Below are 25815 nucleotides of genomic sequence, written 5' to 3'. Positions count from 1 at the left end.
CGCCCATTAATTTTAGTGTATCAGGCGGTCTTAACTGTATTCATGCTATATGATTATGACAAAAATAAGTAGTTGTTCGTGAATATAGATAATCATTCACTTGTTTTAGAAAAAGTTTTATCTATTAACTTGAATGATGAAAAGTAATCCATAAAAGTATATATTTTCAAATAAGAACATTTTCTTAAAAAGCCCTTCGGCTTTTAGTACCTAAAAGTTAATTCATTCATTAATCTATTCAAAGCAATTTGTAAAATTTCATACTCCGTATGCTCTTTTTTTAGCTGTAACTCTCTCCAGCCTCCTCCTTGATTCAATAAATTTCTAATACGATTACACAAGTCAATTTCAGGATTTAAGAGATTTATTTCTTTTATGGCTTCTGTTTGCTTAGACATCAAATCAGCTCCCTTTTGAATTTATAAAGATTTTCTTCTATTCTAAAAAGGAAAAGTCCTTAAGAGTTGAATGTAGTTAATTTGTGGTTACTCGCTTGTGAAATTTTACTTTTTAATGGTTGTTTATATAAATGGCCTTAAGTAAAAAATAATGTGCGGATATTCGTTTCTTCATATACAAATTGATAAGCTTATCAAGATCTTGACTACATTGGATTGTTTTTTTATTTAAAAGTCCATAGTTCATACCTAAATCTATTAATTCTCTTCTCTTGTTAAGAATACACTCTGATAAATCAATCAATTGACCTACTTCACTTACTTTCGTTAACATTATCTCTTCTCACCCCATTAGAATTTGTTAGTCCCTAGTAAAGCATCTTGTAGGTTATGAAATAGAGACAATAAAACTAGTATGAATAAGGAAAGACAAAATGAAAACAGTTTCTACAAAATATATCAAAACATTACAAAATAAGACGATTCTTTTTCTAATGTATATCACCTTTGTCATTATAAATAACCGCACTTAAAAGTAAAATATCTTTCTCAGATGTATCACCTTTTTTGCTCTTGCTTCTAATTTCACAATGCTAAATAAAAAGAACCAACACAAGGTTGTGATTGAAAACTATTTTATCCATTTATAGTTATTTCATCAAATATTAAGCTCTTCCAAAAAGTAATTATTAATGATATAAAATTATCTATATATTCAGCAATGCTATAGTTTTTTTATTTATATTACATATTATAATAATCTATATTTTAAAATACGCTGCTAAAAAAGGGTCTTTTTGTCACTATTAAGAACAACTTTAAAAAACAGACGACCAGAAGGTCGTCTGCTCTTCAAAAATGGCATGTTTGTTAAAACTACAAGGTCAATCCTAATTGTATTCCTTTATATAAACCTGGAGTTGACAGGAAAACGCATTTAAATCAAAAATATCGGTAAGTAGATATAATTCTAAACAGTGAATTACATGTAATTTGTTTTCAAGTATAAAGTTCTTTAATTGAAGCATTTTCTCATTTCGATTTTTATTTGTGTAGGATAAAGTTAAGTAATTTCCTGTGGGAAGGATAGAGAACAAATCTTTATTTTTAAGATAATCCTCTTTATTTATTAATTCAAAAACAAATGTTGGTGTTGGATGACCTGTTTCATCAATATAGTATAGAGTTCCACTCTCATAAATGCTTTTTATTTTATAGTTCTCCATTAAACAATCTAAAGTCGAATAGTCTAATAAATCCGACGACTCTGTTCCTTCAGTAGAAGGTGTAGTCATCAAGTAACGCTCTTGAAAATGTGTTACTTTAAAATCTTCATCATTCATTATATTGAATGAATCATCGATTCTCTTCCTGAGAATATCGATTTTATTTTTAGCTGAGTTTAATTGATTTATTTGTGCATCAATATCCTTCTTCTTTTGCTCTAAGAAAAATAGCAATTCTTCAGTATTTGCAGAAGAAAAAATTTTTCGCATTTCTTCAATACTTACATTCAATTGACGTCCAGCCTTAATAATATCAATATGGATAAATTGTTCAGCAGAATAATATCTATAGCCAGTACTTTCATTAATGTATGCAGGCATAAGAATTTTTTCTTTATGATAATATCTTAAAGCTTTAATGGATAAATTCTTAAGTTTGGAAGTTTCACCTATGGAATATAGTTTAGACCTTTTTTTCATATTACCCCTCGCATAAAATCCTAATTAGTCATAGCAATTATGATATTGACAGGTTTTAAATAAGAATTCCTCTAATTAAAAGATATAGGTAGGTGTTTATTGAAATTTATATTGTGACAATCTGACACAACCCAGTTGATAAATACCTTCAACTGGGTTGATTCTAACATATCTCCTTAAAAGAGCTTAACAGGTAACTGTTTCAAACCACGAATTATAAGACTTTGCCGCCATTCTAATTCAGGCAGTTCAGCTGCAAGAGTAAGATCCGGGTATTCCTCGAGCAAAACCCGAATGGCAATTTCCCCTTCAAGTCGTGCCAGTGGAGCACCTAGGCAATAGTGAAGACCTTTACCAAACGCAAGATGCGGACTTTTCTCTCTTGTAATATCGAGAGTATCAGGTTTCGCAAACACCGCCGGATCATGATCAGCTGATGCAAGTGAAACAATAACGTGGTCCCCCTTCTCAACCTGCTGGCCCATAAACGTAAAGGATTCTTTCGCCCAACGGTCTGTACTGAACTCAACCGGTCCGTTAAAACGTAGCAATTCTTCAATAGCCTGAGCCACAAGGGAAGGGTCTGCTTTTAGCAACGCAAGTTGCTCTGGATGTGTAAGCAGAGCCAGTAAACCGTTAGCAATGAGATTTACAGTCGTTTCATGTCCCGCCACAATAAGAAGCATAACGACTCCATACAATTCACTTACGGTTAACCGTTCTCCTCCTTCCTCAACTTGAATTAAATAAGACATTAGATCTTCTTGAGGAGAAACACGCTTTTGTTCGGTCAATTTCTCCAAATAAGCCATAAATTCCATATTAACTTCGTCATACTGAGAATCATCATTTATATCCACTAGTACGTTGGACCAGCGTTGGAAATCAAGCTGATCTCCAGATGGGATGCCAAGCAATTCACAGATGACTCTAATTGGAATCGGAAAGGCATAAGCTTTAATAAAATCAACTGTTCCCTTGTTCCACATGAGCTTAGCTTGTTCTCTTGCAATTTCCTCAATGCGCCCTCTTAACTTCTCAATCCTTTTTGGTGTAAATCCACTTTGTACTAGGCTGCGTAAGCGATGGTGATCTGGCGGGTCAACAAAAAGCATGCTTTGAGCCATTGGAGGTAAATTTTCATCTGTCATCTCGTCAGGAAAGACGGTCCGCATATCTTTTATAAACCTCTTATCTTTTAATACGGCTTCTGCTGCCTTATACGTAAAAGCCATCCATGTATTGTTTCCGTCGTTAAGCATCTTCACTTTTGCGAAAGGTTGGTGTGGGCGAATTTTTTCATAATAATCATAAGGGTTTTGGTGGAACTGTTGTGAAAATAAATCAAGCGATTTAATATCCATAAATATTGCCCTCCTTTTCTAAACTCCGTCCTTTTATCATATCTGCATGTTTAAGCATTCTTTTCCTTAAATCACGACAGCACATAACTAGTGACAGGTATATTCTCCGTTAGAAATATACTAACCTTCTGTATGTCACAGGACTTGTCAATAGCTACTGTCTGATAGTACCGTACGAAGGTATGCCGATAAGGTTTTATTGATGAAATGCATATCTGTTATGAATTTATCAACGTTTTCCGTCGTATTAATGAGTTGCTTTATCTCTGGATAAAAACTTTTTCGAACTTTACAATATAACACAATCCATATCCAAACACCCCTTCTATTAATTTATAACTTAAGTTTAATGTCTACCCTAAGAGGAGAGTCAATCTTGTTTTTTGTAGAAGGATCTGATAGGTTAAATTTTTGTTTTTCTACAGGACGAATAATACTTAGCAGAGTTTTAACAAAATACTTTATTGATTACTCTTAATACTAATCTAAAATACCTTTTATTTATTAATATATTGTGGCTTTTTAACCTAATTCACATCATGTGAACCTTTACTTGGGGCTACAACAAAAAATCTACCTCTTTAGTATGAAATAAGGTTTAATCAAATGTCCACCCTACATTGGACTGTAAACAAAAAGAATTCATTTTGAGATTGATTATTCAGCATTTACAAAAAGTTAGATTATTATCTGTCTGCATTGTTTCACAACGGCACCCGATTGTGGAGAATTTTTATAAATAAAAGGATTCTTTATATGACCCATTTTTCCTAGCACGCTAATTAATATGGGAATTATTGTAGGTTTTTGGTTTCATTTTCCTTATAGTATATTGTGAGAAAATTTTTTTTGTAGTATCCTATCATCGATTTGGATGCCGTCGAAGTAATGAACCTAGTTTATTGTTTGCAAAGAAAATTCCTCTATTTGTTTCAGAGACAACATTATATTCCAAATCAAAAAATAAGGGAGGGATAGGATGTCCAGGTTTTATAGACATATCGTTTTATCTGTACTTTTTTTGTTTTTGGTCACGGGAATGATTTCACCGGCACAAGCACAGTCTGATTCAAATGGCGGAGGTTATTGGCTCCCAAACAACAAGGAGAAGATTGAAAAGGCAACTAAACTTATGAAGCAAGGCAAGTCTGTTGAAGAACTTGGGATCAAGCAAGATTTGATCCAGAAAAAAGAAGGCATCCAGACATTAGATAAATTGATGGAAGAAGACCAGCAAAGTGACACAACATACAGAGCGAACATGGCGCCTCCTATCAAGACGGCAGACGGATGGACACCCCCTGACTTCGACTATGATCATATCCTGACTACAGAAGAATGCCAGAGAAATCCAGACAGCAGTTCAGAAACAGGGTATATCAAGAACCGGTATTCCTTCTGTTGGTCCCACGTCGCAACATATCAAGTCCCAGTAAAATGCATTGGTGGGTTCTGTTTTTACGAAGGCGTTCAATTTCAATTCACTGAAATAGGTTATGGCTCCAACCAAAGCCGGAAAATGAGGGTCTATTATACACTTGATGATATCCTCGTGACCCATCCATCCTTGAATGGAGCCAAGTTGAAAATTGATATGGTATGTGAATCCAAGGTGAACGCAGGTGACTGTAAAGAGGATCCCGACTTTCCGCCGACGGAACGAACAATCGCCCAATGGAAAAACACGAACTTCAGTACAGAAATTTTCACATCAGAAGCACCCCCACCAACTGATGCAAACCCTGATCAGTTAGGGTACATGGAATTTTGGCCAAAACTTACCCTTACACATGCGCCAAGGAAATTCAAAAAGAGCATTGATGGTATTAAACAGACCGTTCGTTACGATTCTGCAAAATATATGTTTGCTTTCCCTGATCAATATTTCTGGCAAGGAGCCGTATTCAGTAAAGCCACACCAATCTTCAATGTTCCGGTCACGAAGCCGGAATTTTCGATGTTAGCCGAAGCTGGCCAGCATTGGAAGCTTGCGATGGATCACCCGGAACAGACGAAGCCTCAAATGGTTGGAAAGAAAATACCGGGAGCTGTGGGAGACAGCACACTGACACGGATGTATACGAAACGTCATCAGGATGAATATAATCGCAATAGGAACAAGACAAGAAGGACTTGTGATAGGGAATTCGGAGATGAGGATCGGACCGGCAAGCAGTGTGACGAATATCCGTTTGCTTCCACCTGGGAAGGTTCGGCGACCAATGGATCGGATAATTTTTCAGTAAAAATGATTTCAACCGAATCGAACGGCGCTGCAGGGACATGGCTTGGTGCCTGGTACGCCTATGATAGGATTCTGGATGGGGATACTTTCAATGTGCAGGTCGAAGCCCCTGAGAAAATAGCGACGATCCGATCGCAAGGCCAGCCTCAGGACGGACAGGATAACCGATCAAGTGATAACTTCACGATCGGGAATATCCCTTCTTATGCGACCAAGTTACAATGGAAAATCGTCGACGGCCCTACTAATGCGAAATTCGATGTCATGAAAGACATCAGCTTCGGCATCGACGAAACGATTTTCAATGACCTTACAGACGGATCCGAGACAGAAATCAAAACGAGCGAAGATTTCTACATTGCCAGACCGGAAAACACCGATGGAAAAAGCTTCACTGTCGAAGTTTATGCAATCCCATAATAATAACTTAGAGGCTATAGATAGAGAAAATTTAACTTCAAAATAGTATCAGTGAAAACATAACAAAAAACCCCTTATAAAAGGGGTTTTTTGCATGTGATTTCCAATAAAATGTTTTATGTTAGCTGGAAACGCATGATATATAAAGGCTCCTTCTTCAACTTACTACCAACTACTATCATGAAAGCTGAAGAAGAGGATTTTTACCACTGTCGACTTCACAGGGATATGATCATTTTGCTAAAACGTCATGATAATCTTCATTATGCTCAATTTTACCCTTTACAAAAGAACATGATGGGATAATCTTTTTCCCTTCTTCCCGAGCAAATTCGACTATTCTTTTAACTAATGCTTCTCCAACTCCTTGACCCCGCAGACTGTCTGAAACAAATGTGTGATCTACTATAATTTTATCTTTCCCAGTTGGAACATAATGTATTTCTGCATCTTTTTTACCCTGCTCTCCTATATAAAAAGTGTTGGTATCTTTTTTAATATTGATCATTTTAATATTTCCTCCCTCTAATAAGATAAGTTTTTTTATATTATGGCTCTTTTTTAATCCTCATAAACTTTTTAAATGGCTAGCATTGAATCGTATCGTCCCCCTGATTAATGGCTAAGTTACCTTTGAGATATATTATCCCATTTGATGTGACTTCTATATTTGTCTTATCTTTAGGTACTTCTTGTTCCCCCTTATCCTTTCTTATATATTCCAATGCACCACTTGAGCATTGGAATATATGTTGCTTTTGAATAAAGTAGAACTGTTTTAAAAAAAGTGGCTTCTATCATGCTTTTATTGGATGAAAATGATCAAACTTTTTTACAAACCAACAACTGTAATTTTTCCTTATATTCCCGGATCATCATTCGCAGGAACCCCTTCTCTCATATTCCTTTATTATGAAAATAAATGACTGCAGAGGAAGTATTAGTACAAGTAGCATCCCTATGTTTGATATGCTGCTTAGTTATTAATTGTTTTTCTTCAAAATAAATAGTAGTTAAAGGGTTTTATCATTCAATTAATGATATAGATTCTCCATATGTTCTTCTTTTTGCTATCTATAAAATTACTCCATCTTTCTCCCTGGCTGATATAATCATTAAACGTAGCATTCTTTACTACAATATGACCTCCACATTCATCTGCCAATTGTTTAGCAGACTCTTCATCGATGGGAAATGCTAACGATTCATCATTAGTAAATTCGTAACTGGATACCTCTTTCTTTTTTACGTTCTTATACGAATGATATACATAATATAATTTACCTAACTTTATAAAATAGTATGGATACTCTCTGTTAGGCAACTTACTTCCCTCCATTTCTGCATCCTTCAATTGCTTTATAAGTCACTATTACTATCTTACTTGGACCTAAAAAGGTAAAATCCTTCTACGCTAAAGGGGTTCCTTTTTCATGTGTTCCGGAAAGCGTGATTATGTTAACTACGGGCATATATGGTATACATTAAAAACAGAAAAACTCCCTGAATGCGTTAAGGAAGTTTTTCTGCTACATTTATTTCATTGAAGGATCAAAACGTTACAGCTTCTTGAATAGTTTGCTCTGGTTACGATGTTTTAATTCATATAAAAAGCAAATAATATAGACTGCTGTTAATTCATAACTCAAGGAAATAGCTAGTCCCTTTACAAAAACTTTCATACTGGTGTTTTACCTAAAAGTATAAAAGTCTTGTAAGTCACTCTTTTTTTTCATTTTTTTTCAAACGTTCTCCTAGCCCATCCATAATGATTTTAATAAATTCTTTTTCTGAAATACTGCAATAAGATTCAAGTGGCTTCAATACTGAATCGGGACGGATTTTTATTTCGATTATATTATGAGTACATCTTCTAATTTCCATCCACTTTTCGTCTGTTAATTGAAATGATAAATGCGCTCCCATAACATTCTCTCCAACTTTCTCTAATTTGTTTGTATTAGGACTTTTAAATGTTTATAAATTAGATAAGAGTAAGCCTTTTTACTACTTGTGCAATAATAAATGTAACCCCTACGGATATTTCAGTAGAAATTACAAATGCAAGAAACATCCATTTCTTATTTTTTGTTTCTTTATAAATGATGTAAATGTTATAATTTCAATCGTTACTCAAATAATAATTTCTTGATAATTCTCCTAATATATTCACTTTCCTTTGTAGATAGAACAATAAAAATGTTTCATTAATTTTATACGGTATATTTGATTCTGCTTTAAAACGTTAAAGGAATACAGTCGAGGGTTTTCTTTAAATTGTTGAAAATATATTAACACCATCAAAATAAAAAAAGTAAATTAATCCTTTTTGTGGATTAACTTACTTTTAATTTGTTTTTAACCATATTTTAATGCTTTGTTATACTTATTGGAATATAATGGAACTACCAACTTGATTATCCTTTTTTAACTTGCTTTTCACCTAAAGCAAGTTTTTCTTTGTTTACCTGCTAAACCTTAAGAAAATTGTATAGATTACACTGTATCACACACTATTCCATATATCTTTATCCTAATTTCTACGTGATATTAATAAAGTAAGCAACAAGCTTAATTAAGTAGCCCTCTCAAGCGCATAATATATTCACTAAATGAAAAACCCACTATTTTTGGAGAGAAAAACATCAAATATAGGGATTTAATATGCAGAGAAACGCTCTCTGAGGAAATTAACTTTGTTCTTACATTAGGAATCATTCAATGCAAATTTCAGCGCTTTAGAAACTTTAATTTTATTGCTATAAATGATTTTCATTCAAAAAATTGACCATTTATTCTCTCCAGAGTCCGTTACCATACTGGATTTTCTCCAATGTTCTGGAACTTTTAAGGTAGGTGGTAATTGTGTATGTATATTTCCCTTTGCTGCATTCACCTGTGCCTGTGTAAGAAAGATGCTTCCTATAAGGTTCGCACCACTTAAATCGGCATCTCTGAAGTCAGCACCAATAAGGTCCGTTAATCGAAGATCAGCATCTCTAAGATCGGCAGCTATAAATAATGCTCCCCTTAAATTGGCTCCTCTAAGATTAGCTTTTCTGAGCTTAGCACCAATATAGTCACTACCACGCTTGAATTTCTTTCCCAACTTTTTATTAGCTGTTTTAGGACGTACTAATTCACTTGTACGTAAAAGTAAGTCCTTAACTTTCATTCTATGTTCATGTACATCAATTTTTAAAATATCCCCTGGACTTTGTTTTGTCAGATGTTCAGTTTCTTCAAAGGAAACTCTTAAATCGTTGTGAATCGGCTTTGTAGTCTGAAATTCAAGTGCCTCACTTAAATACCAAAGCATTTCATGAAGCTGTTGAATAATTAGAAATACATCAAACATTTCCTTCGCCCTAGCTTTATTATCTCTCCAATCATTTCCCCCATAAATAATTTGAGAAACTCTTTGACCAGCTCCGAAACATTCATATGCCACACAACCTCGAAAGCCTGTAGTTATAAGGTTTCTGTGAATTGAACATGAATAGTTTGACTGTAAATGACGACAGGGTGTTCCACTATCTTTGTCAAATGCAAAATCAGTAGACCTTGTATACCGTAAAGCTACACAACATAAGCCAAAACAATTTAAACAGTCGGAACGTAAATTATTTCGAATATCATTATCTACTTCTAATTTATTAGGCAAAATAACCCATTCCTCTCGTTATTCTTACTTCAATTTTATCTTAAGAGTAATGAATATGAAAAGTATGATAATTGTGAATATTACAGTTAATTAATACATAGTATGCCAAATCAGTTAACATAATCACTTTTATTTATGTTAATGCTTTGCAAGCTGTATTTACTCTACTGATTTGAGTTCCAATTACAACTGTAGCATCTAGTTCGACACAATGTGTTACTTTGGGAACTATTCACTTGAATACGTAGAAGAAAAAGTAGAGAAAGCACATTACTTATTATTTAAAAATGAAAAGAAGTTAAAATTAAATTGTCATGAATGAAAATGATTATTAGTATCAATACTATTAATAAATAAGGGTAACCATCTTCCTTATGGTTACCCTTATTTATCAAACTTCTGGTATAAATGTTTTGCAATCTGTATCTTGACTATTTGAAGCCTGTTTGCCTTTATGGCTGACAACATAAATCTCATCCGCAGTACATTTGTTGCCAGAATACCAATATTTACAGTTGTTTACTTCACAAAGAATATTTTGCTCCATATTATCACACCTCCTCTTTTGTTATGATTAACAAATTGGAGGTTGTTAATACTGGCCTTTTATCAAGTTTGCATACCTCCATAAATCTAAGACTAGTAACAAAAAAGACCGCCAATATCGGCGATCTTTTGAACTTATCTAAAGAAACTAAGCCACATCCTTAATCTCAGTGATTTTATTAATAAATAGTTTATCTTTAAGTCGTGATAGCAACACACCATCTACTCCATATCTACCTGCATTTAAAGCAGAAACAAGAATAAACATAGACAATAAAACAAGTTGTACATTGGTACTTGTTGAACCACTAAACAAATAAGAAAAATTCATAACAAGGCCAAAGAATACGGCTGTTTTAGTAAAGCAACCAATCAATAAACCTATCCCGACTAGTAATTCTCCCCAAGGTACTAATGTATTAAATAGTTCTACATGAGGAATCGCTAGGTTTTCTAGAAAGACAACCCACCATCCCTGAACTGCCGGGTGATCTCCAGTTGCTTGTGCTAATGTTCCTTTCAAAAAACCAGAAGCATCAAACTGTCCGCCTGCTATTTTCCCCCATCCAGCCATTAACCATGTATATCCAAGATATACACGTAACACAGCCAAAAGTATAGAGACCTTCTTGTTTTGTCTTAAAACCTCAATAAACATGTTGTTTCCTCCAATAAATAAAAATATAAGTACTAAAATATAATAGCATGATTGAAAATGAATATCATTATCATTTTATAAAAAATATGTAAAAACTCCGACAGCCTTCTTAAAAAATATAGTATTTTCCAAGAAAGGTAATAAAAAAGGCTTCCTTAAAACTCGAAGCCCTTTAATTTAAGTCATTAAGAGCCGTAAAGAGGAAATTTAAAATTTGACACTAATACACTACTTACGTGCTTGAAGACTCTCTTCAAACATATCGATAATATGAAGGAGCCTTTCAGCTCCTCGAAAAACATGATCAGCCAGAAGAGGAAAATTATTTGTACCTGGTAGTTGACAGGTTAAGATTAAACCTACACTTTTCTCTTAAAAGCAAATATACCTGTGGCTGCTTGTTGGACTTCTGAATTGAATCTTTTTATTTGCTCCGGACCTGTTTGATTAGTAAATGAATGGAACTACTGTATAGAAAGAAGATATATTAATTAGCCCTCTTTAATTTTTAACACTACATATTGGTAATAGATCAACAAATGTAAATTGAGTATTGCGGCGTTATTTTTGCTAAAAGCACACAGGGTTTTAGGCTTCTCATACTATTTTTCTCATACTATAAAATTGTTTTTACTATATTTTTGAGGGATGGAATAAAAAATTTTTATTTCAGCCTTTTTATTACAAAAAGAACAGGTATGTTTAGAGTAGTGAATCTTCTTTACATGGGGAATTTCAAGGCGTATAAGTCCCTCCTTCACATGTTGATTACATACCATCAGCATATGCTTCACATTTTCCACCTCTTTTTCTTCTAGAATTTTATATAAATATATGAGACAAGCAATAGTATTTATGAATACATAAATACTATTGCCTAAAGGTTATAATTCTCTGCAAACCTCTTATTCATATAAGCGTTCTTTTTGATGGTGTCTTCCGAAAAGCGACCTTATACAAACTAGAAATGTATACGATATACAGTTTGAAAACAGAGGAAATTACTTGATTAATTTCGTCAAGCTATAAGTAATTCTATTAAAAATATAAATTATTTCCTAATCTTATTGACAGTTTATATGTGAATGTAGCATTATAAATAAGAATGAAAATCATTATCATATTTACTGGGGGATAAAATATGCGTACATATTCAAAAGTTGTACTTGCCTTGTTAACTGCTCTCTTTTTAGTTTTCATGGCTGCTTGTGGCAGTAATGGAGCTTCAAAAGAAGAGTCAAGTTCAAAGAAAGAGCAAACTTACACAATCAAGCATGCAATGGGAAAAACAGAGATCCCTAAAACACCTAAGCGTGTTGTGGTTTTAACAAATGAAGGAACAGAAGCCTTGCTAGCAATGGGTATTAAACCTGTCGGGGCCGTGCAATCTTGGTTAGGTGATCCTTGGTATGACCATATTAAGGATGATATGAAAGGTGTTCAAGTTGTCGGTACTGAAAGTGAAGTTAGCATTGAAAAGATTGCAGCATTGAAACCAGATTTAATTATCGGGAATAAAATGCGTCAAGAAGCTGTTTATGATCAATTAAGTCAAATTGCACCAACCGTATTCTCGGAGACATTAAGAGGAGATTGGAAAGAAAACTTTGAGCTATATGCTAAGGCTGTAAACAAAGAAGAAAAAGGAAAGAGAGTATTAGCTGACTTTGATCAACATGTTAATGATGTTAAAGAAAAGCTTGGTGATAAAGTGAATCAAGAAGTATCAGTTGTTCGCTTTATGCCAGGAACAGCTCGTATTTACTACACCGATTCTTTCTCAGGAGTAATTTTTAAACAATTAGGATTTAAACGTACTCCAGAGCAAGAAAAAATGTTTAAAGATAATAGCAAACTAGGTAACCTTGCTATAGATGTTGGAAAAGAAGTTATACCTAAAATGGACGGGGATGTTATGTTCTACTTTACATATGCTCCAAAAGGTGACAATGAAGGTGTAACTATGGAAAAAGAATGGACTAAGGATCCACTTTGGAAAAACTTAAAAGTTTCTAAGACTGGAAATGTGCATAAGGTTAGTGATGCAGTTTGGAACACTGCTGGTGGGGTAATTGCAGCTAATCAAATGTTAGATGAACTTGAGAAAATAATGGTAAATAAATAATTTATGATTATATTTTTATGTTATAATGATAATACCCTTATAGAGGGTTTTCATTAACCGAAAAAACCAGCTATTTTATATAGCTGGTTTTTTTGTTCCCTGAAATATAGTAATACTTAAAATAATTCCTTCCTGTAAAAGTGATTATGTCAACTGGTTACGTCGTTCTTATCAGTCAAATTTATAAATATTTTAGCTAATTCCACAGGTTTTTCCCAATGTGCATTATGTCCGGCAGAAATTTCAACGTATTCCCAGTTTTCTTGTTTAGCTCTCTCAGCAAATTGATTGATGGGTTCCAGAACAGGATGACTACTTTTTTGGGTGCAGTTAATAAATGCACGCGGAATTTGTCTCAGTTCTGCTTTATTCATTAATTTAATCTTTTGTTCAAATGTTTTAAAGGGATGATCCGTATTATAGATTGGTCCACTATCAGATTTTGGAAGTTTGAACCCTTCTCCTTTTGATTGAACAATCTCTTTTGTTTGTTTTACGAATGATTCTGAGTATAGATCATTAATTGATTGATTATCTTCAAGTATTAGAGCGTCAAAAAAGATTAGTTTGGAAATACGATGTAGTAATTGATCTGCAGCACCAATAATGATACCACCACCGTAGCTGTGTCCTACTAAGTAGATGTTGTTTAAATTCTCAAAGAGTATGGTGTTTACTACGTCAGTAATATATGTTTCTAAGTTAATATCAGGTGTTAAAAGATGATTTCGATCGCCTAATCCGGTTAAGGTCAAGGCAAAAACTGCGTTTCCTTGTTTTGTTAGTTCTTTTTCAACTTCCCTCCATGCCCAGGCTCCACCAAAAGCTCCATCACAAAGGACAAAGGTAGCCATATACTCACCTCATATATTAATTTTTTATAGTTAACCTATGTATTCATTTTTAAGTATTGATAACCTTTTTAGTTTGTTAACAATTAATAGCTATAAAGCACATTATGGTAACTAGAATTAAACGCTTTATACATATAAAATACACGTATCTAAGCATTTTGAAAGGAGTTATTCACTTAATGAATCTCCCTAATGGAGTAACTGGTTTTTATAGTTCAATAGATAATAAACCGAATGAAATAGATAAAAATCATTTTAAAAGTATATGCTTCAATTTGGTTAGAAAAAATCAAGGGAAAATACTAAAGATTGATGAGGCAAATTTAGCAAGTAATTTTTCAAAGGTAAAAGTGGATGTTTTTAACCGAGAGATCTATGTGTTACTCAATGCATATTATCCTTTTCTAGCTCTTGCTTCTACTGTTGAATTTCAACATATCAATTTTATTGATGTTCCTGTCTTATCAAAGGATTTTATGCCATTCTATAAAGTTTTAAGTAAAGAAGAACTTAATGAACCTTTAGATATAAGAAGAAGCAAAGGAAAAGTAAGCTTAGAAAATAAACATAACCTGGACAACAGTGAATTAGAGCAAATCTTTTATTGGAAACCAAAGACTGTTGGGGAAGTTATGTTCAACTTCTGGGATTAATTTTACAAAATAAGCTTCTTTTACTACAAAAAAATTATTTCCGATAATACGTTTTATGTTAACTAATTTTGTATTAGATATATACCCTAAAAATCAGAAAAAACGACTGTCTTCAGTAAGAAAGAGAAGGGCAAGCCCTTCTCTTTTTTCTATTCGATTCTGTTTTAAACGTTAAAGAAATAAAGTTAAGGGTTTTCTTTGAGCTAATGAAATTATTTTAATGCTTTGTTATACTCCTTGAATTATAATAGAGTATTTAAATCGCTCATCTTTCTTTCAACTTGCTAAGGAAGTAATACTACACTAATATTGACAGGTACAACAATTGATTTTTAAATAAGAGGTGTATCAATGAAGCTAGATGAGTTTACAATTGGACAAGTATTTGAAACTAAGTCCCTTAAATTAACAAAAGAAGATATTATGAGATTTGCAAAGGAATTTGACCCTCAATATATGCATTTAGATGAAGAAAAAGCGAAACAAGGGAGATTTAATGGAATTATTGCTTCTGGAATACATACAATGGCGCTTTCATTTAAGCTTTGGATTGAACAAGGTATGTACGAGGAAGATGTTATTGCTGGAACAGAGATGAATAATATTAAATTTATAAAACCCGTTTATCCAGGCGATGAATTGCATACTATTGTCAAAGTTATTGATAAAAAAACGAAAAAAAGTGAAACGGGAATCCTTACTGTCTTATTATCTACTTATAATAAAGAGCAAAAAGTATTTGAAGGTGAGTTGTCGGTACTGATTAAAAGATAAGTTCTTATTGAAAAAGAAGAAATCCAAAAACTTTGTCGACAATAAGTTAAATCAAAAGGAGCAGTATTGTTAATGTACTGCTCCTTTTATTTGAATAAATCCCGAGATAGTTAAGGATTAAACGTTAAAATAATATTTAACCTATCAATTAGTCCTTTTACTACATTTTTATCTATATCGACAATTTTTTAAATAGCAACACAGCATTATGTCCGCCAAAACCAAAACCATTAGAAATAGCATAGTTTATCTTTGTCTTAGTTGCATGATTTGGCGAATAATCTAAATCACAATCCTCATCCGGTGTTTCATAATTAATAGTAGGAGGAACTATATCTTCCATAATACTTCTGAGGGTTATTACAGCCTCAATCCCACCAGCTGCCCCAAAAAGATGTCCAGTCATTGATTTCGTGGAACTTACCTTTAAGTTATAAGCATGAGCACCAAAAACACTTTTAATCGCTTTAGTCTCTGATTTATCTCCTTCAGGGGTGCTTGTCCCATGCGCATTTATATAATCCACTTCAGTGGATTTTATATTCCCCATGTCTAAAGCCAATCTCATGGCATTTGCAGCTCCGGTATAATCAGGGGAAGTTATATGATAGGCATCTGTTGTGGAACCATAGCCTACGATTTCTCCTAAAATTGTTGCTCCTCGTTCTCTTGCGTGTTCATACTCTTCCAAGAATAAAACACCTGCTCCTTCAGACATGACAAAGCCATCACGACCTCTGTCAAATGGGCGACTTGCCTTTTCTGGAAAATCATTAAAAGTGGACATTGCTCTCATTCTTGAGAACCCAGCAAAAGCCAGTGGGTTAATAGGAGCCTCAGCCCCTCCAGCTAATATGCCATCGGAATATCCATGTCGAATATTTAGAAAAGCCTCACCAATTGCTTGATTTCCTGTTGCACAAGCAGAAACAGGTGAAAAGCTAGGTCCCTTAAAACCCGTTTTTATAGAAATAATTCCCGAGGCCATATTACTAATCATCATAGGAACCATAAATGGAGAAACTTTTCTTGGTCCTCTTTCAATTAAAGCCTTATGATTATCTAATGAAGTATTAATTCCCCCAATACCGGAACCAATATAGACCCCTAATCGCTCCTTATTCAAACTTTGTAAATCTAGATTCGCCTGTTCTAAAGCTTGTTGAGCAGCAGCAACAGCATATTGTGCGAATAAGTCATATTTTCCTAATTCTTTTTTATCGAGATATTGCTCTCCATCAAAGTCGGTAATATAACCTGCAATTTGGGTGTTAATATTATTAAAGTCATCAGACTTAATTTTTTTGATACCTGACTTACCTTCTTTAATATTCTCCCAGAACGCTTGAACCGTATTCCCTAACGGTGAAACGACTCCATATCCTGTGACTACAACTCTTCGTGACATCAAAAACACTCCTCCTCTAACCTTCTTTTTTACATACAATTCAATCTCTACTTGCAAGTATTGCTGGCATTGCCTCGATAAGGAGTTTTGTACCTACTCCTACGTTATGAATATTGTTTTCTCTGATAATAATGGTTATCGCCTACCCCATGCACCCGAAGCTTCTAACATTGCTTTTGTAAGATTATCTACAAGTTTGGACTTCGTCTCCTTGAGGTGGTGTCAAGAGAATGCAGCGAATAACCTAGCCTAGATAAACCGTGCCATTCTATACATAATTCGAGGAAGGACCGTGGCTAGTTTTTTTAGCACCCTCATTTGCTCATCGCTCGACTCGCGCTGTACGTTCTCTAATCGAACGAGCCATCACCTTGCGAGGTAGCAACCTCGGCAGAGATGTTACGAACCGATGGACAGCTCCTGGAATAATTAACGTCTTTCCGCGTAAGAAATCGCGATACGCTTCGTCCGCCACCTCCCCGACCCCCATGACGCCACTTTTGTATAGCTTCGAAGATCCCAATTCCGCACGACCAATAAAGCCGGTTGCTGTCGGACCCGGACAAAGTGCTGTCACAGTAACGCCTGTGCCACTTAGTTCGTTCTCCAGAGCTTCGGTGAACGAAAGCACGTACGCCTTCGTCGCGAAGTAAACTGACATTAGAGGTCCCGGATAAAAAGCTCCTACCGAAGCCACATTCATCACACCCCCTCGGCTTCGTTTAACCATATCTGGCAAGAACAACTTCGTCATAATAGTTAAAGCCTTGATATTGACATCAATCATATTCATTTCTTGTTCCAACTGCGTCTCCAAAAATTCCCCATACAAACCAAATCCCGCATTATTGACGAGATAGTCGACAGTAATACCTTTCTTCTTAAGATCCGAGGCAATTTCTTCTGCCACGCCAGGTAACGAGATATCCTTGGCATAGACCGTCACTTGCACACCGTATCCTTCCCGATATTCCTTTGCAAGTTCCGCAAGTTTGCCCTCACTTCGCGCTACCAGCACCATATGGTATCCATCCTTGACGAAACGATTCGCCAACTCTTTGCCAATTCCGCCCGACGCTCCAGTAATAAGTACAGTTTTGCTCATCTTGTAACCCACCTCTACTATTATTTTTAAATCAGTTATTCGCTTAAGCATAGTTCACTCTTGACTACGCGGTGGTTAATTTAGTATAGAATTTACCCCGATTATGCCTGGAGGTGCTTGCAGTCCAGGTCTCCGCATAACCACTCTTCCCGAAAGTTCGATAACTCCAAGTACTCCAAGTACTCCAAGTACTCCAAGTACTCCAAGTTTTTCACGATGGAAATTAGTTTGTTCAACTTGGATGTTCATTGTTTTTACCTCTTTTTTTGATATTTTTCCGTTTTTAAAAGTTTATAAAAGCCATTTTTATATATTTGTTAAGTTTGAACTTTTTTCTTTTTTATTTTCCCATTGTAGAGCCACTAGTATTAATGTAATGACGATAATTCCCATTAAAATTCTAAAAAGCATAATTATCTCATGAGAAATGGATGGACCTCCAGTAACCAGTTTCATGATTCCGTCAACTGCATAAGTCGCTGGTAGAAAGTTACTTACATTTTGGTAAAAATTTGACAATAACTCCCTTGGTATAGTTGAACCAGATGATAACAGTTGAATAGATAACATAGCAATATTTACCCATCCACCTGCATCACCCACAATAAAAAATGGAACCTGGGCAAGGAATAGGAATGTTAATACATATATCATTTGAAAATACCACATTGTTATAAACCCTTGATGAGAATGTACGCCCATTACATAAACCATAATGGATCCAATGGTAGAAATCAGGATGGTAGCCGTAATAATTAAAAGAACTCTTGCCCCAAACCTTTGCCAACGATTGTATAAAGTCTTGAAAGCTTTAGCAGCTTTGTTCATTTCCATAATAAATAGCATTGAACCCGTAAAGGATGCCATTACTAACATCATAGGAACCATCAATCTTGAAAAATTTGAAACTTTATTAATATTGTTAACAACGGGATGTATACGTTCTGATAGTCCTTGAGACAATCCAATAGCTTGATTAGAAGGTACATGCATTTGCTCAAAAGTAAATTGTAAGCCTGACTTCACCGATTCCTTATTAATCGTACTAGTTACTTTTTTCTCAACTGTTTGCATTACACTTTTTAACATACTTGGATTTGATTCATTTAAAGAGTAAATGATTTTCGCCTTTTTTTCATTATTTTGAAGCGTAGAACTAAAATCTTCTGGTATATAGATTACCATTTGAACTTTACGATCATCTAGCTTATCCATTGCACTTTTTAAGACTGAAGACTGAGTAATTTTAAATTTTAAGTTTTCTTCTAAATTATTTGCTACTTGTGCTCCTATTTTAGAGTCTTCATTTACAATAATAATTTTAAATTGATCAATGCGATCAGTAACATGATCATATCCCGTAATCCAGATAATGCTAAATAATATTTGAAATATAATTGCAGTTATTAAACCAATAATAACGCTCCGTGTTTTTAATAAGGATAAATATAAATTTTTCATTTCAGTAATTCCCCTTAAATTTACTTATGCTTTTTAAAATCCATATTAACGTTGTGTATATTGACATTGTTAATATGGATTTCATACATTATAAGAACCTAATAAAACTACCTCCTTTTGCAGGGAGGGCAGTTTTTTAAGAGATTTTTCTATGAACTGTATCGGTAAAGAAATAATGTATCGAACCTAACAAAATGATTAGGTTATTTTCCACTTTTTATTAAAATCTTCTCCTCTTTTATGACGGAAAGCACTTGCTGAAAGCCTTGAACAGCTTTAATTGGCCTTTTGTGCGAATTTTACCTGACATGACTGCTGATAACACCCCTGTTTCTTTGGCCATCAGCCGAATCCATGTTTGACTGTCTGCAATAAGTTGGAAATCTGAATCCCCGATATGTCCCTTTTCCACAGTAAGGGTCTTGTTCTTAATGATAACCGTTGCTTGAGCATTTTCTTGCCCGGTAAATGTAAAATGATAGGTAGCAGCTAAATCTTTTGCTTGATTTCTTTGAAACATATGAGGAAGCACTTGCAAAAACGCCTGAATTGATTTCGATCGTAAGCCGTTGCTCACCGGCCGAACTTGTTTATGAGGAAAACGCTTTTTTACATAATCCTCAGCGTCGGAATTCGGTACTACATACACCATTTCGCTTTTATCCTGCAGTGGTTTGACAACATCTTTCAAAAATTTCTTACGATCTTCAAGAAACTCACCAATTACATCTTCTCCGGCAGGACAAACAGACAAACAGTAGGCTGCTTTATAGCTAGCACCAAAAGAAAGGCTCTGCCACATAGATGCTGTTTCTGCATCATTTACTTTGTCCTTATATGCTTTAGAATTTTTGCTGTCGGTAATCTTCTCCACCCAGTCGGTGAAGCCACCGGAAAATTCTCTATAGTTGTGCGTATAACAGGCGGAGAAATTAAAATGACCATCAGCACCAATGGCTCCTACCGGACAGGCAGCTACGCACAATTTACACTCTAAACACGGATTATAATCAATGGGCTGACTTTCCGAAGTCATATCTGCATTTGTAAGGATTGTACCTAACAAAATAAAGTTGCCGAACTTGGGATGAATGACATTTCTATGGATGCCGATTTGTCCGAGTCCAGCCGCAACCGCGATTGGTTTATGTGAGATGACCCATGGTTTTCCGGCACTTTCCTGTTCCATCGGGAATCCTGCTGGCGGATTCAATGCTTTGATGCCTTGTTCTTCAAGCTTTTTCACGATTTCATGTCCGATATGCGTTACGTTATCGACAACATGATGAAATTCGGTATTTGCAATGGATCGAGCCGTGGAACGCAAGGGCTCGCGGTTCATTTTGCAGACGAAACTAATAAGCGTCCTAGCTTCAGGAAACAGATTCAAAATCTCTTCTCGTTGGTCCCCAAGTTCGTTTCGGTCAATAGAGACGAATCCAACATCGTCGGCTCCTGCATGTAGACATAAATTCCGCAACCATTGTGTATCTATGCGCCTGCCTTCGGTTCCCTGCATAGTTTCCTTTTTCTTGTAATATTGTTTTACAGAAGGGTGATCATTTATTGTCACCTTTTTCATGGCACTCAACTCCTTAGTCATTCAATTTAACGCCTATCTGTTAGTACTACTCTGTTTGGTGGCCTGCCCAATCATTTGAAGTCGTACATTCCATACTGACTTGGTAAAATTGATTTTTAGTTCTAGCGTTGTGAATGCCTCCCCCTTCACTGAAGGTAGATGCGCAGGCTATTCTGATCGCTGTATTAGTAGCATCGCAAAGTACACCGTTGTGAAACTTTCTACTAAGGCTGACAGAACTTGTACGGAAAGCTTATCGGAACGGTCAAGACTTAAAGTTTCTTTCCTCTTGCTCATCGATGATCAGGTGATATCAACTATGACAGCACCCTTATCAGATTTCGTAGTATCGTTCTAAGTATTATAGGTAGTTAAAGAGACCGAACGGTCTTTTTTAAGTCTAAAAAAAAGCCATCGTTGGCTTCTTTTTTAGACTGTTAGGAACAGTTCTGATCAAGAAACGATCTAAGATGATGCACAGCTCTTTTCATGTACTCTTGGCTCTTGTAAAGTTTGCTAAGTGCTAGCGCTCCCTCCAACGTGGAGATAAACACAGTCGCCACAAACTCGGGATCCACTCCTTGTTTAACCTCACCCTTCTTTATGCCTTCCTGAACAATATTACGAACCATTCCGAGCAAGCTATCCATTGCTTCACGGACTTTTTCTTGAAGCAATGGGTCTGCGTCATCCGCCTCAATGGCAGCATTCATAATCGGGCACCCTCCAGGGAACAATTCCTTTTCAGCAATCCCCTCGAATACGGAAACAATGGAAAAAAGACGTTCCATGCATCCTTGTTTGCCTGCCATTGCTTCAGAAAAAAGATGCCTCATCGTGTCAATGGAAAAGGAAAAAGCGCTCAGCATTATTTCCTCTTTATTTTCGAAATGGTTATAAATCCCTCCTTTTCGAAGACCAGTCTCGTGCATGATGTCGGATATAGAAGATGCCCTATATCCTTGGCTATTAAAAAGTTTCGATGCTTTTTCTAAGATTAGGGCTTTAGTCTGTTCTCCCTTGCGATTAACCATGAATCTATTTGCCTCCGTTTAAAAAAGGTTTATAAAATTTATAAGACCGTTCGGTCTTTTTTTATTGTACAATTAGGTAGTATCTTTGTAAAGCACAAAAAATAATAGGCATATAAAAAGACAGTAAGTCTATCTGAACGCGGTAACATTAAAGGAACAGGTACTAATTAATACATAAAAGAAAACATGCTAAGCCTCTAATGATTCTACAAAATCACTTGTATGCAAAAGATTTTGAATATGTTATATTTTTTCTAATCAAAAAATCACAGCTAAAGATGGTGAGATATTCATTAAAAACTACGATATCTGTATTCATTTTTTTTCTAGGCAAAGCTTTACAAAGAGTGAAGCAAGTTAATAAACCCAGACTTTCTTTGTAGGATGTAACACCTGTTCAATATGTACTATTTCGCCTCCTATGGAAATAGGTAATTTTATATTAGTAATCTTAATAAGTAAGGCTGGTTTTAGTTGTATATACTCTTACAATAAGCTTAATTTGCATCAGTATCTGCATAAATATTATAAAATTAAAAATTTTTGATTAAAGGAGACTACATTACAATGACTGAATTACAGATAAAAGGAAGACAAGCAAAACAAGCATCCTACATCCTAGCAAATATAAGTAGTAAATGTAAACAAGATGCTCTATTTAAAATGGCTGATTATTTACTTAAATATAAGCAAGATATCTTAAAGGCAAATCAAATAGATTTAAACAATGCTTTGGAGAATGGAACATCAAAAATAATGTTAGATCGTCTATTGTTAAATGAAAATCGTATTGAAGAAATGGCAAACGGTTTACGACAAGTGGCTACTTTACCAGATCCTATTGGTGAAATACAGAATATGTCTGTACGTCCAAATGGTTTACAAATTGGACAGCAAAGTGTGCCATTAGGAGTTATAGGAATCATTTATGAAGCTCGTCCAAATGTAACTTGTGATGCAGCCGGATTATGTTTAAAATCTGGTAATGCAGCTATATTACGAGGTGGAAGTGAAGCAATATACTCTAATATAGCTATTGTAAATATATTATCAAAAGCTATTTCTGATGCAAATTTACCGTCAGGCGCTCTTCAACTAATTGAAGATACTCGACGTGAAACCGCAATATCATTAATGCAACTTAATGAATATGTAGATGTGCTTATTCCTCGTGGAGGTTCAGGGTTAATTCAGAACGTCGTGAAGAATGCAACAGTACCAGTAATCGAAACTGGTACTGGTAACTGTCACATTTATGTAGATGAATCTTGTAATATCGAAATGGCGAAATCCATTATTATTAATGCAAAAACATCTCGTCCTTCTGCATGCAATGCAGTTGAAAAAGTGCTTATACATAAAAATATAGCTGAGAAATTCTTACCAATCATCTCTCAAGCATTAATTGAAGAAAATGTTGAGATACGTGGAGATGAAAGGGTTGCTGAAATCTGTCCAAATATAAAATTGGCAACGGAAGAGGACTGGAAACAAGAATACTTAGACTACATCTTAGCTATTAAAGTGGTAGAAGATATTGATGAAGCTATTTCACATATTAATAACTATAGCTCAAGCCATTCAGAAGCGATTATCACAAACGATTATAATCATGCTCAACACTTTCTAAAACTTGTGAATTCATCAGCTGTGTATGTTAATGCATCGACTCGTTTTACTGATGGAGAAGAGTTCGGGTTTGGAGCTGAGATTGGTATTAGTACTCAAAAAATACATGCTAGGGGCCCAATGGGATTGAAGGAATTAACAACTACGAAATACATTATTTACGGAAACGGGCAAACTCGGTAACTAGAAGTTTATAAAGGGAAATATGGATTGCCAGTTTTTCCACAGAGTATATAAACATAAACTATTAAAAAAATATATTCTATTGTTTTCTTAAGGATAATGATAATTCAAACAGAGTCTTTAAATAGATAAAAGGTAGCTAAGAACTATTTCTAACTGCCTTTTATTTATCTTATTAATTCCTTAAATAAATTCCGATAACTGTGATTATGTTAACTGGATCTGTATATTGTATTCATCTCAAGCTTCTTTTTTAATAATAAAATAGTAAAAAGCAGAAATTCCCAAACTGACAAACATAATAGGTAGTACAATCATTGTACGTTCACCTTCTTTTTTATAAGGTTTGTTGGGATAGACGTTTCAGCTGCTACTGGGGAGTCAAAAAACACTCTTTTTAATTTTTTATATTCAAAGAAAAGTAAAGCTATACTCATACAGGTTAATAAGGTAGTAACAGAACGAGCTGGTATCTCAAAACAAAAGTCAAGAATAGTAATATTTACTGTGATAGGTAAGTAAATAATGTTCCCCAAAGTTGCTGTCTTTGGAATTACTAATAGTAAGGCTGCTGTTATTTCTCCAAAAGCAATAAAAAGATTATATGTATTCGAATATCCAAAGAAATGCCATGCCAATTGCATTGCTGAGTCCTTTGTCGAATCATATATAAAGTCGCCAGTAGAAAACTGACCTGGATAGATTTTGGCAATGCCGTAAATCAAGAAAGTTAATGCTAAAGACCATCTAAAAGTAGTAATAATCGTCATTCTAAGCTTTTTTAGAAATGTACTTCTATTCATCGGTTTTCCCACTTTCTGTTTCCATTTTAATAAACCTATTTTGTATTTCTTTACTAGGAACGAGACAACTTTCTTTTTTCAAAAAGAATCGATATCGGTTCTTTGCAATAAAACGGTACACTTTATCTCTGATTTTTTTAGGTATTATCCAAAAGAGAACGAAGAACCTTATAGGTCCCGTAAGCTTATTTATGATATGTAAGATTGCTGTAGATTCAGTATATATTTGATCTTTATCAATTAAGATAATGGAATCCAATTGCTTATTATTCAGATTGTGATCTGTTATCAATGAGCATGCTAAATCTGATTGAAGAGACAAAAATTTAAATATGCCTTTAGGATCCCTTTTTATAACAAATTGAACCCAATGATTACATACGTTACATATACCATCAAACATAATAATAGGATGATTGTCTTTTTTAACCTTCAATATATTTCATTCCCTTAGCTAATTGTAAATATCTTCTATAAACAATTATAAAACGAGATTTAATAAAGCTCACCTAACAATAATGTAAGATGGACTTACAATTTTGTAAGATGAGCTTTATTTTTTTGAGAAGAGTGCCTATAAACTACATTATGGTAAGTAGAAATTGTATGTAACGTATTTTTCTTTTTCACTAGTTTTGTTATTCTTTAGCAAAGATTAGTTAGAAGTGAGCTGAAATTATGAATCAAATTACTATACGAGGTAAGCAGGGATCTATTCAAATTAAGTCAGGGGATAAATACGGTTTTTCAAATAGAAAAAGTCATTTCGGAGGTTATGATATTGAAGGCACAGTTGAAATAAAAAGTGGAAATTATTATGTGCTTGGAGAATTGTGGTTCACTACAAACGATATGAATGAATTTTATCAAGCTTTAAACAAATGCTATAACACCCTTCAAGGTGTAGCGACTTTTATAAACTATGAAACGTCTCTTCAAATTGAATTTGAATTTAATAATTTGGGTCAAGTCTTCATACAAGGTTACTATAGAGAAAAGCCTTATCTGGAAAACGTACTACAATTTGAGATAGAAAGTGATCAAAGCTTTATTTTAGCTACATTAAATGAATTAAAAGCATTTTTGAGCCAATATGGTGATGTTAAGTGAGATAATTCATAGGTGTGCAATTGAAAAATCAAAGGTAGCATAAAGCACCTTTGATTTTTATTTCCGATAACACGTTTTATGTTAACTACAAAC

The 25815-nt window shown here is 34.4% G+C and carries 25 protein-coding genes and 1 pseudogene; 6 read left to right on the top strand and 20 right to left on the bottom strand.

Annotated features, from left to right (window positions below; translation table 11 throughout):
* Positions 1-203 precede the first annotated feature (203 nt).
* The 4 genes from LIS78_RS09330 to LIS78_RS09315 all read right to left on the bottom strand — a co-directional run bounded on the left by LIS78_RS09330 (position 204) and on the right by LIS78_RS09315 (position 3468).
* Positions 204-398 (bottom strand): hypothetical protein, encoded by a 195-nt coding sequence (locus tag LIS78_RS09330; protein ID WP_209151426.1) that lies wholly within the window; start codon positions 396-398, stop codon positions 204-206.
* 112 nt (positions 399-510) lie between these two features.
* Positions 511-732 (bottom strand): aspartyl-phosphate phosphatase Spo0E family protein, encoded by a 222-nt coding sequence (locus LIS78_RS31320; protein ID WP_209151425.1) that lies wholly within the window; start codon positions 730-732, stop codon positions 511-513.
* 556 nt (positions 733-1288) lie between these two features.
* A complete protein-coding gene (locus LIS78_RS09320; protein ID WP_252285023.1) occupies positions 1289-2104 on the bottom strand; it encodes a MerR family transcriptional regulator in 816 nt (271 codons plus the stop codon).
* Between the two features lie 176 nt (positions 2105-2280).
* On the bottom strand, positions 2281-3468 hold the full coding sequence (locus tag LIS78_RS09315; RefSeq protein ID WP_252285022.1) for a cytochrome P450 family protein: 1188 nt from the start codon (positions 3466-3468) through the stop codon (positions 2281-2283).
* Positions 3469-4447: 979 nt separating this feature from the next.
* Between LIS78_RS09315 and LIS78_RS09310 the strand changes: the two genes are divergently transcribed.
* On the top strand, positions 4448-6133 hold the full coding sequence (locus tag LIS78_RS09310; protein WP_252285020.1) for a NucA/NucB deoxyribonuclease domain-containing protein: 1686 nt from the start codon (positions 4448-4450) through the stop codon (positions 6131-6133).
* A gap of 232 nt (positions 6134-6365) precedes the next feature.
* Here the strand turns inward: LIS78_RS09310 and LIS78_RS09305 are convergent, their stop codons facing one another.
* The 7 genes and pseudogenes from LIS78_RS09305 to LIS78_RS09275 form a co-directional block, all read right to left on the bottom strand.
* Positions 6366-6641 carry a GNAT family N-acetyltransferase gene (locus LIS78_RS09305; RefSeq protein WP_195780447.1) on the bottom strand — a complete coding sequence of 92 codons (276 nt, stop codon included), beginning with the start codon at positions 6639-6641 and terminating at the stop codon, positions 6366-6368.
* 522 nt (positions 6642-7163) lie between these two features.
* Entirely contained in the window at positions 7164-7472 is a 309-nt protein-coding gene (locus LIS78_RS09300) for a hypothetical protein (RefSeq protein WP_195780448.1), read from the bottom strand.
* Between the two features lie 380 nt (positions 7473-7852).
* Positions 7853-8059 (bottom strand): hypothetical protein, encoded by a 207-nt coding sequence (locus tag LIS78_RS09295; protein ID WP_195780449.1) that lies wholly within the window; start codon positions 8057-8059, stop codon positions 7853-7855.
* Between the two features lie 850 nt (positions 8060-8909).
* Positions 8910-9797 (bottom strand): pentapeptide repeat-containing protein, encoded by an 888-nt coding sequence (locus tag LIS78_RS09290; RefSeq protein WP_252285019.1) that lies wholly within the window; start codon positions 9795-9797, stop codon positions 8910-8912.
* Between the two features lie 391 nt (positions 9798-10188).
* Positions 10189-10344, bottom strand: a complete 156-nt coding sequence (locus LIS78_RS09285; RefSeq protein ID WP_209151420.1) for a DUF1540 domain-containing protein — start codon at positions 10342-10344, stop codon at positions 10189-10191.
* Positions 10345-10491: 147 nt separating this feature from the next.
* The gene (locus tag LIS78_RS09280; protein WP_252285018.1) at positions 10492-11001 is read right to left on the bottom strand and encodes a DoxX family protein; all 510 of its coding nucleotides are present in this window, start codon (positions 10999-11001) and stop codon (positions 10492-10494) included.
* A gap of 282 nt (positions 11002-11283) precedes the next feature.
* Positions 11284-11462, bottom strand: a pseudogene (locus tag LIS78_RS09275) (DUF2935 domain-containing protein); the annotation flags it as partial.
* Between the two features lie 680 nt (positions 11463-12142).
* Here LIS78_RS09275 and LIS78_RS09270 point away from each other — a divergent pair.
* On the top strand, positions 12143-13126 hold the full coding sequence (locus tag LIS78_RS09270; RefSeq protein WP_209151418.1) for an ABC transporter substrate-binding protein: 984 nt from the start codon (positions 12143-12145) through the stop codon (positions 13124-13126).
* Positions 13127-13275: 149 nt separating this feature from the next.
* Here LIS78_RS09270 and LIS78_RS09265 read toward each other — a convergent pair whose 3' ends face one another.
* A complete protein-coding gene (locus LIS78_RS09265) occupies positions 13276-13980 on the bottom strand; it encodes an alpha/beta fold hydrolase (protein ID WP_252285017.1) in 705 nt (234 codons plus the stop codon).
* 179 nt (positions 13981-14159) lie between these two features.
* Between LIS78_RS09265 and LIS78_RS09260 the strand changes: the two genes are divergently transcribed.
* Both LIS78_RS09260 and LIS78_RS09255 read left to right on the top strand, forming a co-directional pair.
* A complete protein-coding gene (locus tag LIS78_RS09260; protein WP_252285014.1) occupies positions 14160-14633 on the top strand; it encodes a hypothetical protein in 474 nt (157 codons plus the stop codon).
* Between the two features lie 351 nt (positions 14634-14984).
* A complete protein-coding gene (locus LIS78_RS09255) occupies positions 14985-15407 on the top strand; it encodes a MaoC family dehydratase (protein ID WP_098239714.1) in 423 nt (140 codons plus the stop codon).
* Between the two features lie 172 nt (positions 15408-15579).
* Here the strand turns inward: LIS78_RS09255 and fabF are convergent, their stop codons facing one another.
* From fabF to LIS78_RS09225, 6 genes are all read right to left on the bottom strand, one after another.
* Positions 15580-16815 carry a beta-ketoacyl-ACP synthase II gene (gene fabF / locus LIS78_RS09250; protein ID WP_195780456.1) on the bottom strand — a complete coding sequence of 412 codons (1236 nt, stop codon included), beginning with the start codon at positions 16813-16815 and terminating at the stop codon, positions 15580-15582.
* A gap of 322 nt (positions 16816-17137) precedes the next feature.
* Positions 17138-17920: an SDR family NAD(P)-dependent oxidoreductase gene (locus LIS78_RS09245; RefSeq protein ID WP_195780457.1), complete on the bottom strand. Its 783-nt coding sequence runs from the start codon at positions 17918-17920 to the stop codon at positions 17138-17140.
* A 75-nt stretch (positions 17921-17995) separates the two neighbouring features.
* Positions 17996-18169: a hypothetical protein gene (locus tag LIS78_RS09240; protein WP_252285013.1), complete on the bottom strand. Its 174-nt coding sequence runs from the start codon at positions 18167-18169 to the stop codon at positions 17996-17998.
* 57 nt (positions 18170-18226) lie between these two features.
* On the bottom strand, positions 18227-19381 hold the full coding sequence (locus LIS78_RS09235; RefSeq protein ID WP_209151413.1) for a YhgE/Pip domain-containing protein: 1155 nt from the start codon (positions 19379-19381) through the stop codon (positions 18227-18229).
* 238 nt (positions 19382-19619) lie between these two features.
* Positions 19620-20963 carry an SCP2 sterol-binding domain-containing protein gene (locus tag LIS78_RS09230; RefSeq protein WP_252285012.1) on the bottom strand — a complete coding sequence of 448 codons (1344 nt, stop codon included), beginning with the start codon at positions 20961-20963 and terminating at the stop codon, positions 19620-19622.
* 437 nt (positions 20964-21400) lie between these two features.
* Positions 21401-21997, bottom strand: coding sequence for a TetR/AcrR family transcriptional regulator (locus tag LIS78_RS09225; RefSeq protein ID WP_098322451.1), 597 nt, complete (start codon positions 21995-21997; stop codon positions 21401-21403).
* A gap of 567 nt (positions 21998-22564) precedes the next feature.
* Here LIS78_RS09225 and LIS78_RS09220 point away from each other — a divergent pair.
* Positions 22565-23809 (top strand): glutamate-5-semialdehyde dehydrogenase, encoded by a 1245-nt coding sequence (locus tag LIS78_RS09220; protein WP_209151412.1) that lies wholly within the window; start codon positions 22565-22567, stop codon positions 23807-23809.
* Between the two features lie 314 nt (positions 23810-24123).
* Here LIS78_RS09220 and LIS78_RS09215 read toward each other — a convergent pair whose 3' ends face one another.
* The gene (locus LIS78_RS09215; protein ID WP_195780464.1) at positions 24124-24612 is read right to left on the bottom strand and encodes a hypothetical protein; all 489 of its coding nucleotides are present in this window, start codon (positions 24610-24612) and stop codon (positions 24124-24126) included.
* The gene (locus LIS78_RS09210; RefSeq protein ID WP_195783290.1) at positions 24605-25015 is read right to left on the bottom strand and encodes a thiol-disulfide oxidoreductase DCC family protein; all 411 of its coding nucleotides are present in this window, start codon (positions 25013-25015) and stop codon (positions 24605-24607) included. Before LIS78_RS09210 ends, LIS78_RS09215 begins: the two co-directional genes overlap by 8 nt.
* A gap of 275 nt (positions 25016-25290) precedes the next feature.
* Here LIS78_RS09210 and LIS78_RS09205 point away from each other — a divergent pair, with 275 nt between their 5' ends.
* The gene (locus tag LIS78_RS09205; RefSeq protein WP_252285011.1) at positions 25291-25722 is read left to right on the top strand and encodes a WapI family immunity protein; all 432 of its coding nucleotides are present in this window, start codon (positions 25291-25293) and stop codon (positions 25720-25722) included.
* Positions 25723-25815 lie beyond the last annotated feature (93 nt).

It is taken from the genome of Priestia megaterium, assembly GCF_023824195.1.
Taxonomy (GTDB): Bacteria; Bacillota; Bacilli; order Bacillales; family Bacillaceae_H; genus Priestia; species Priestia megaterium_D.
This window is presented reverse-complemented; position numbering and strand designations above follow the sequence as displayed.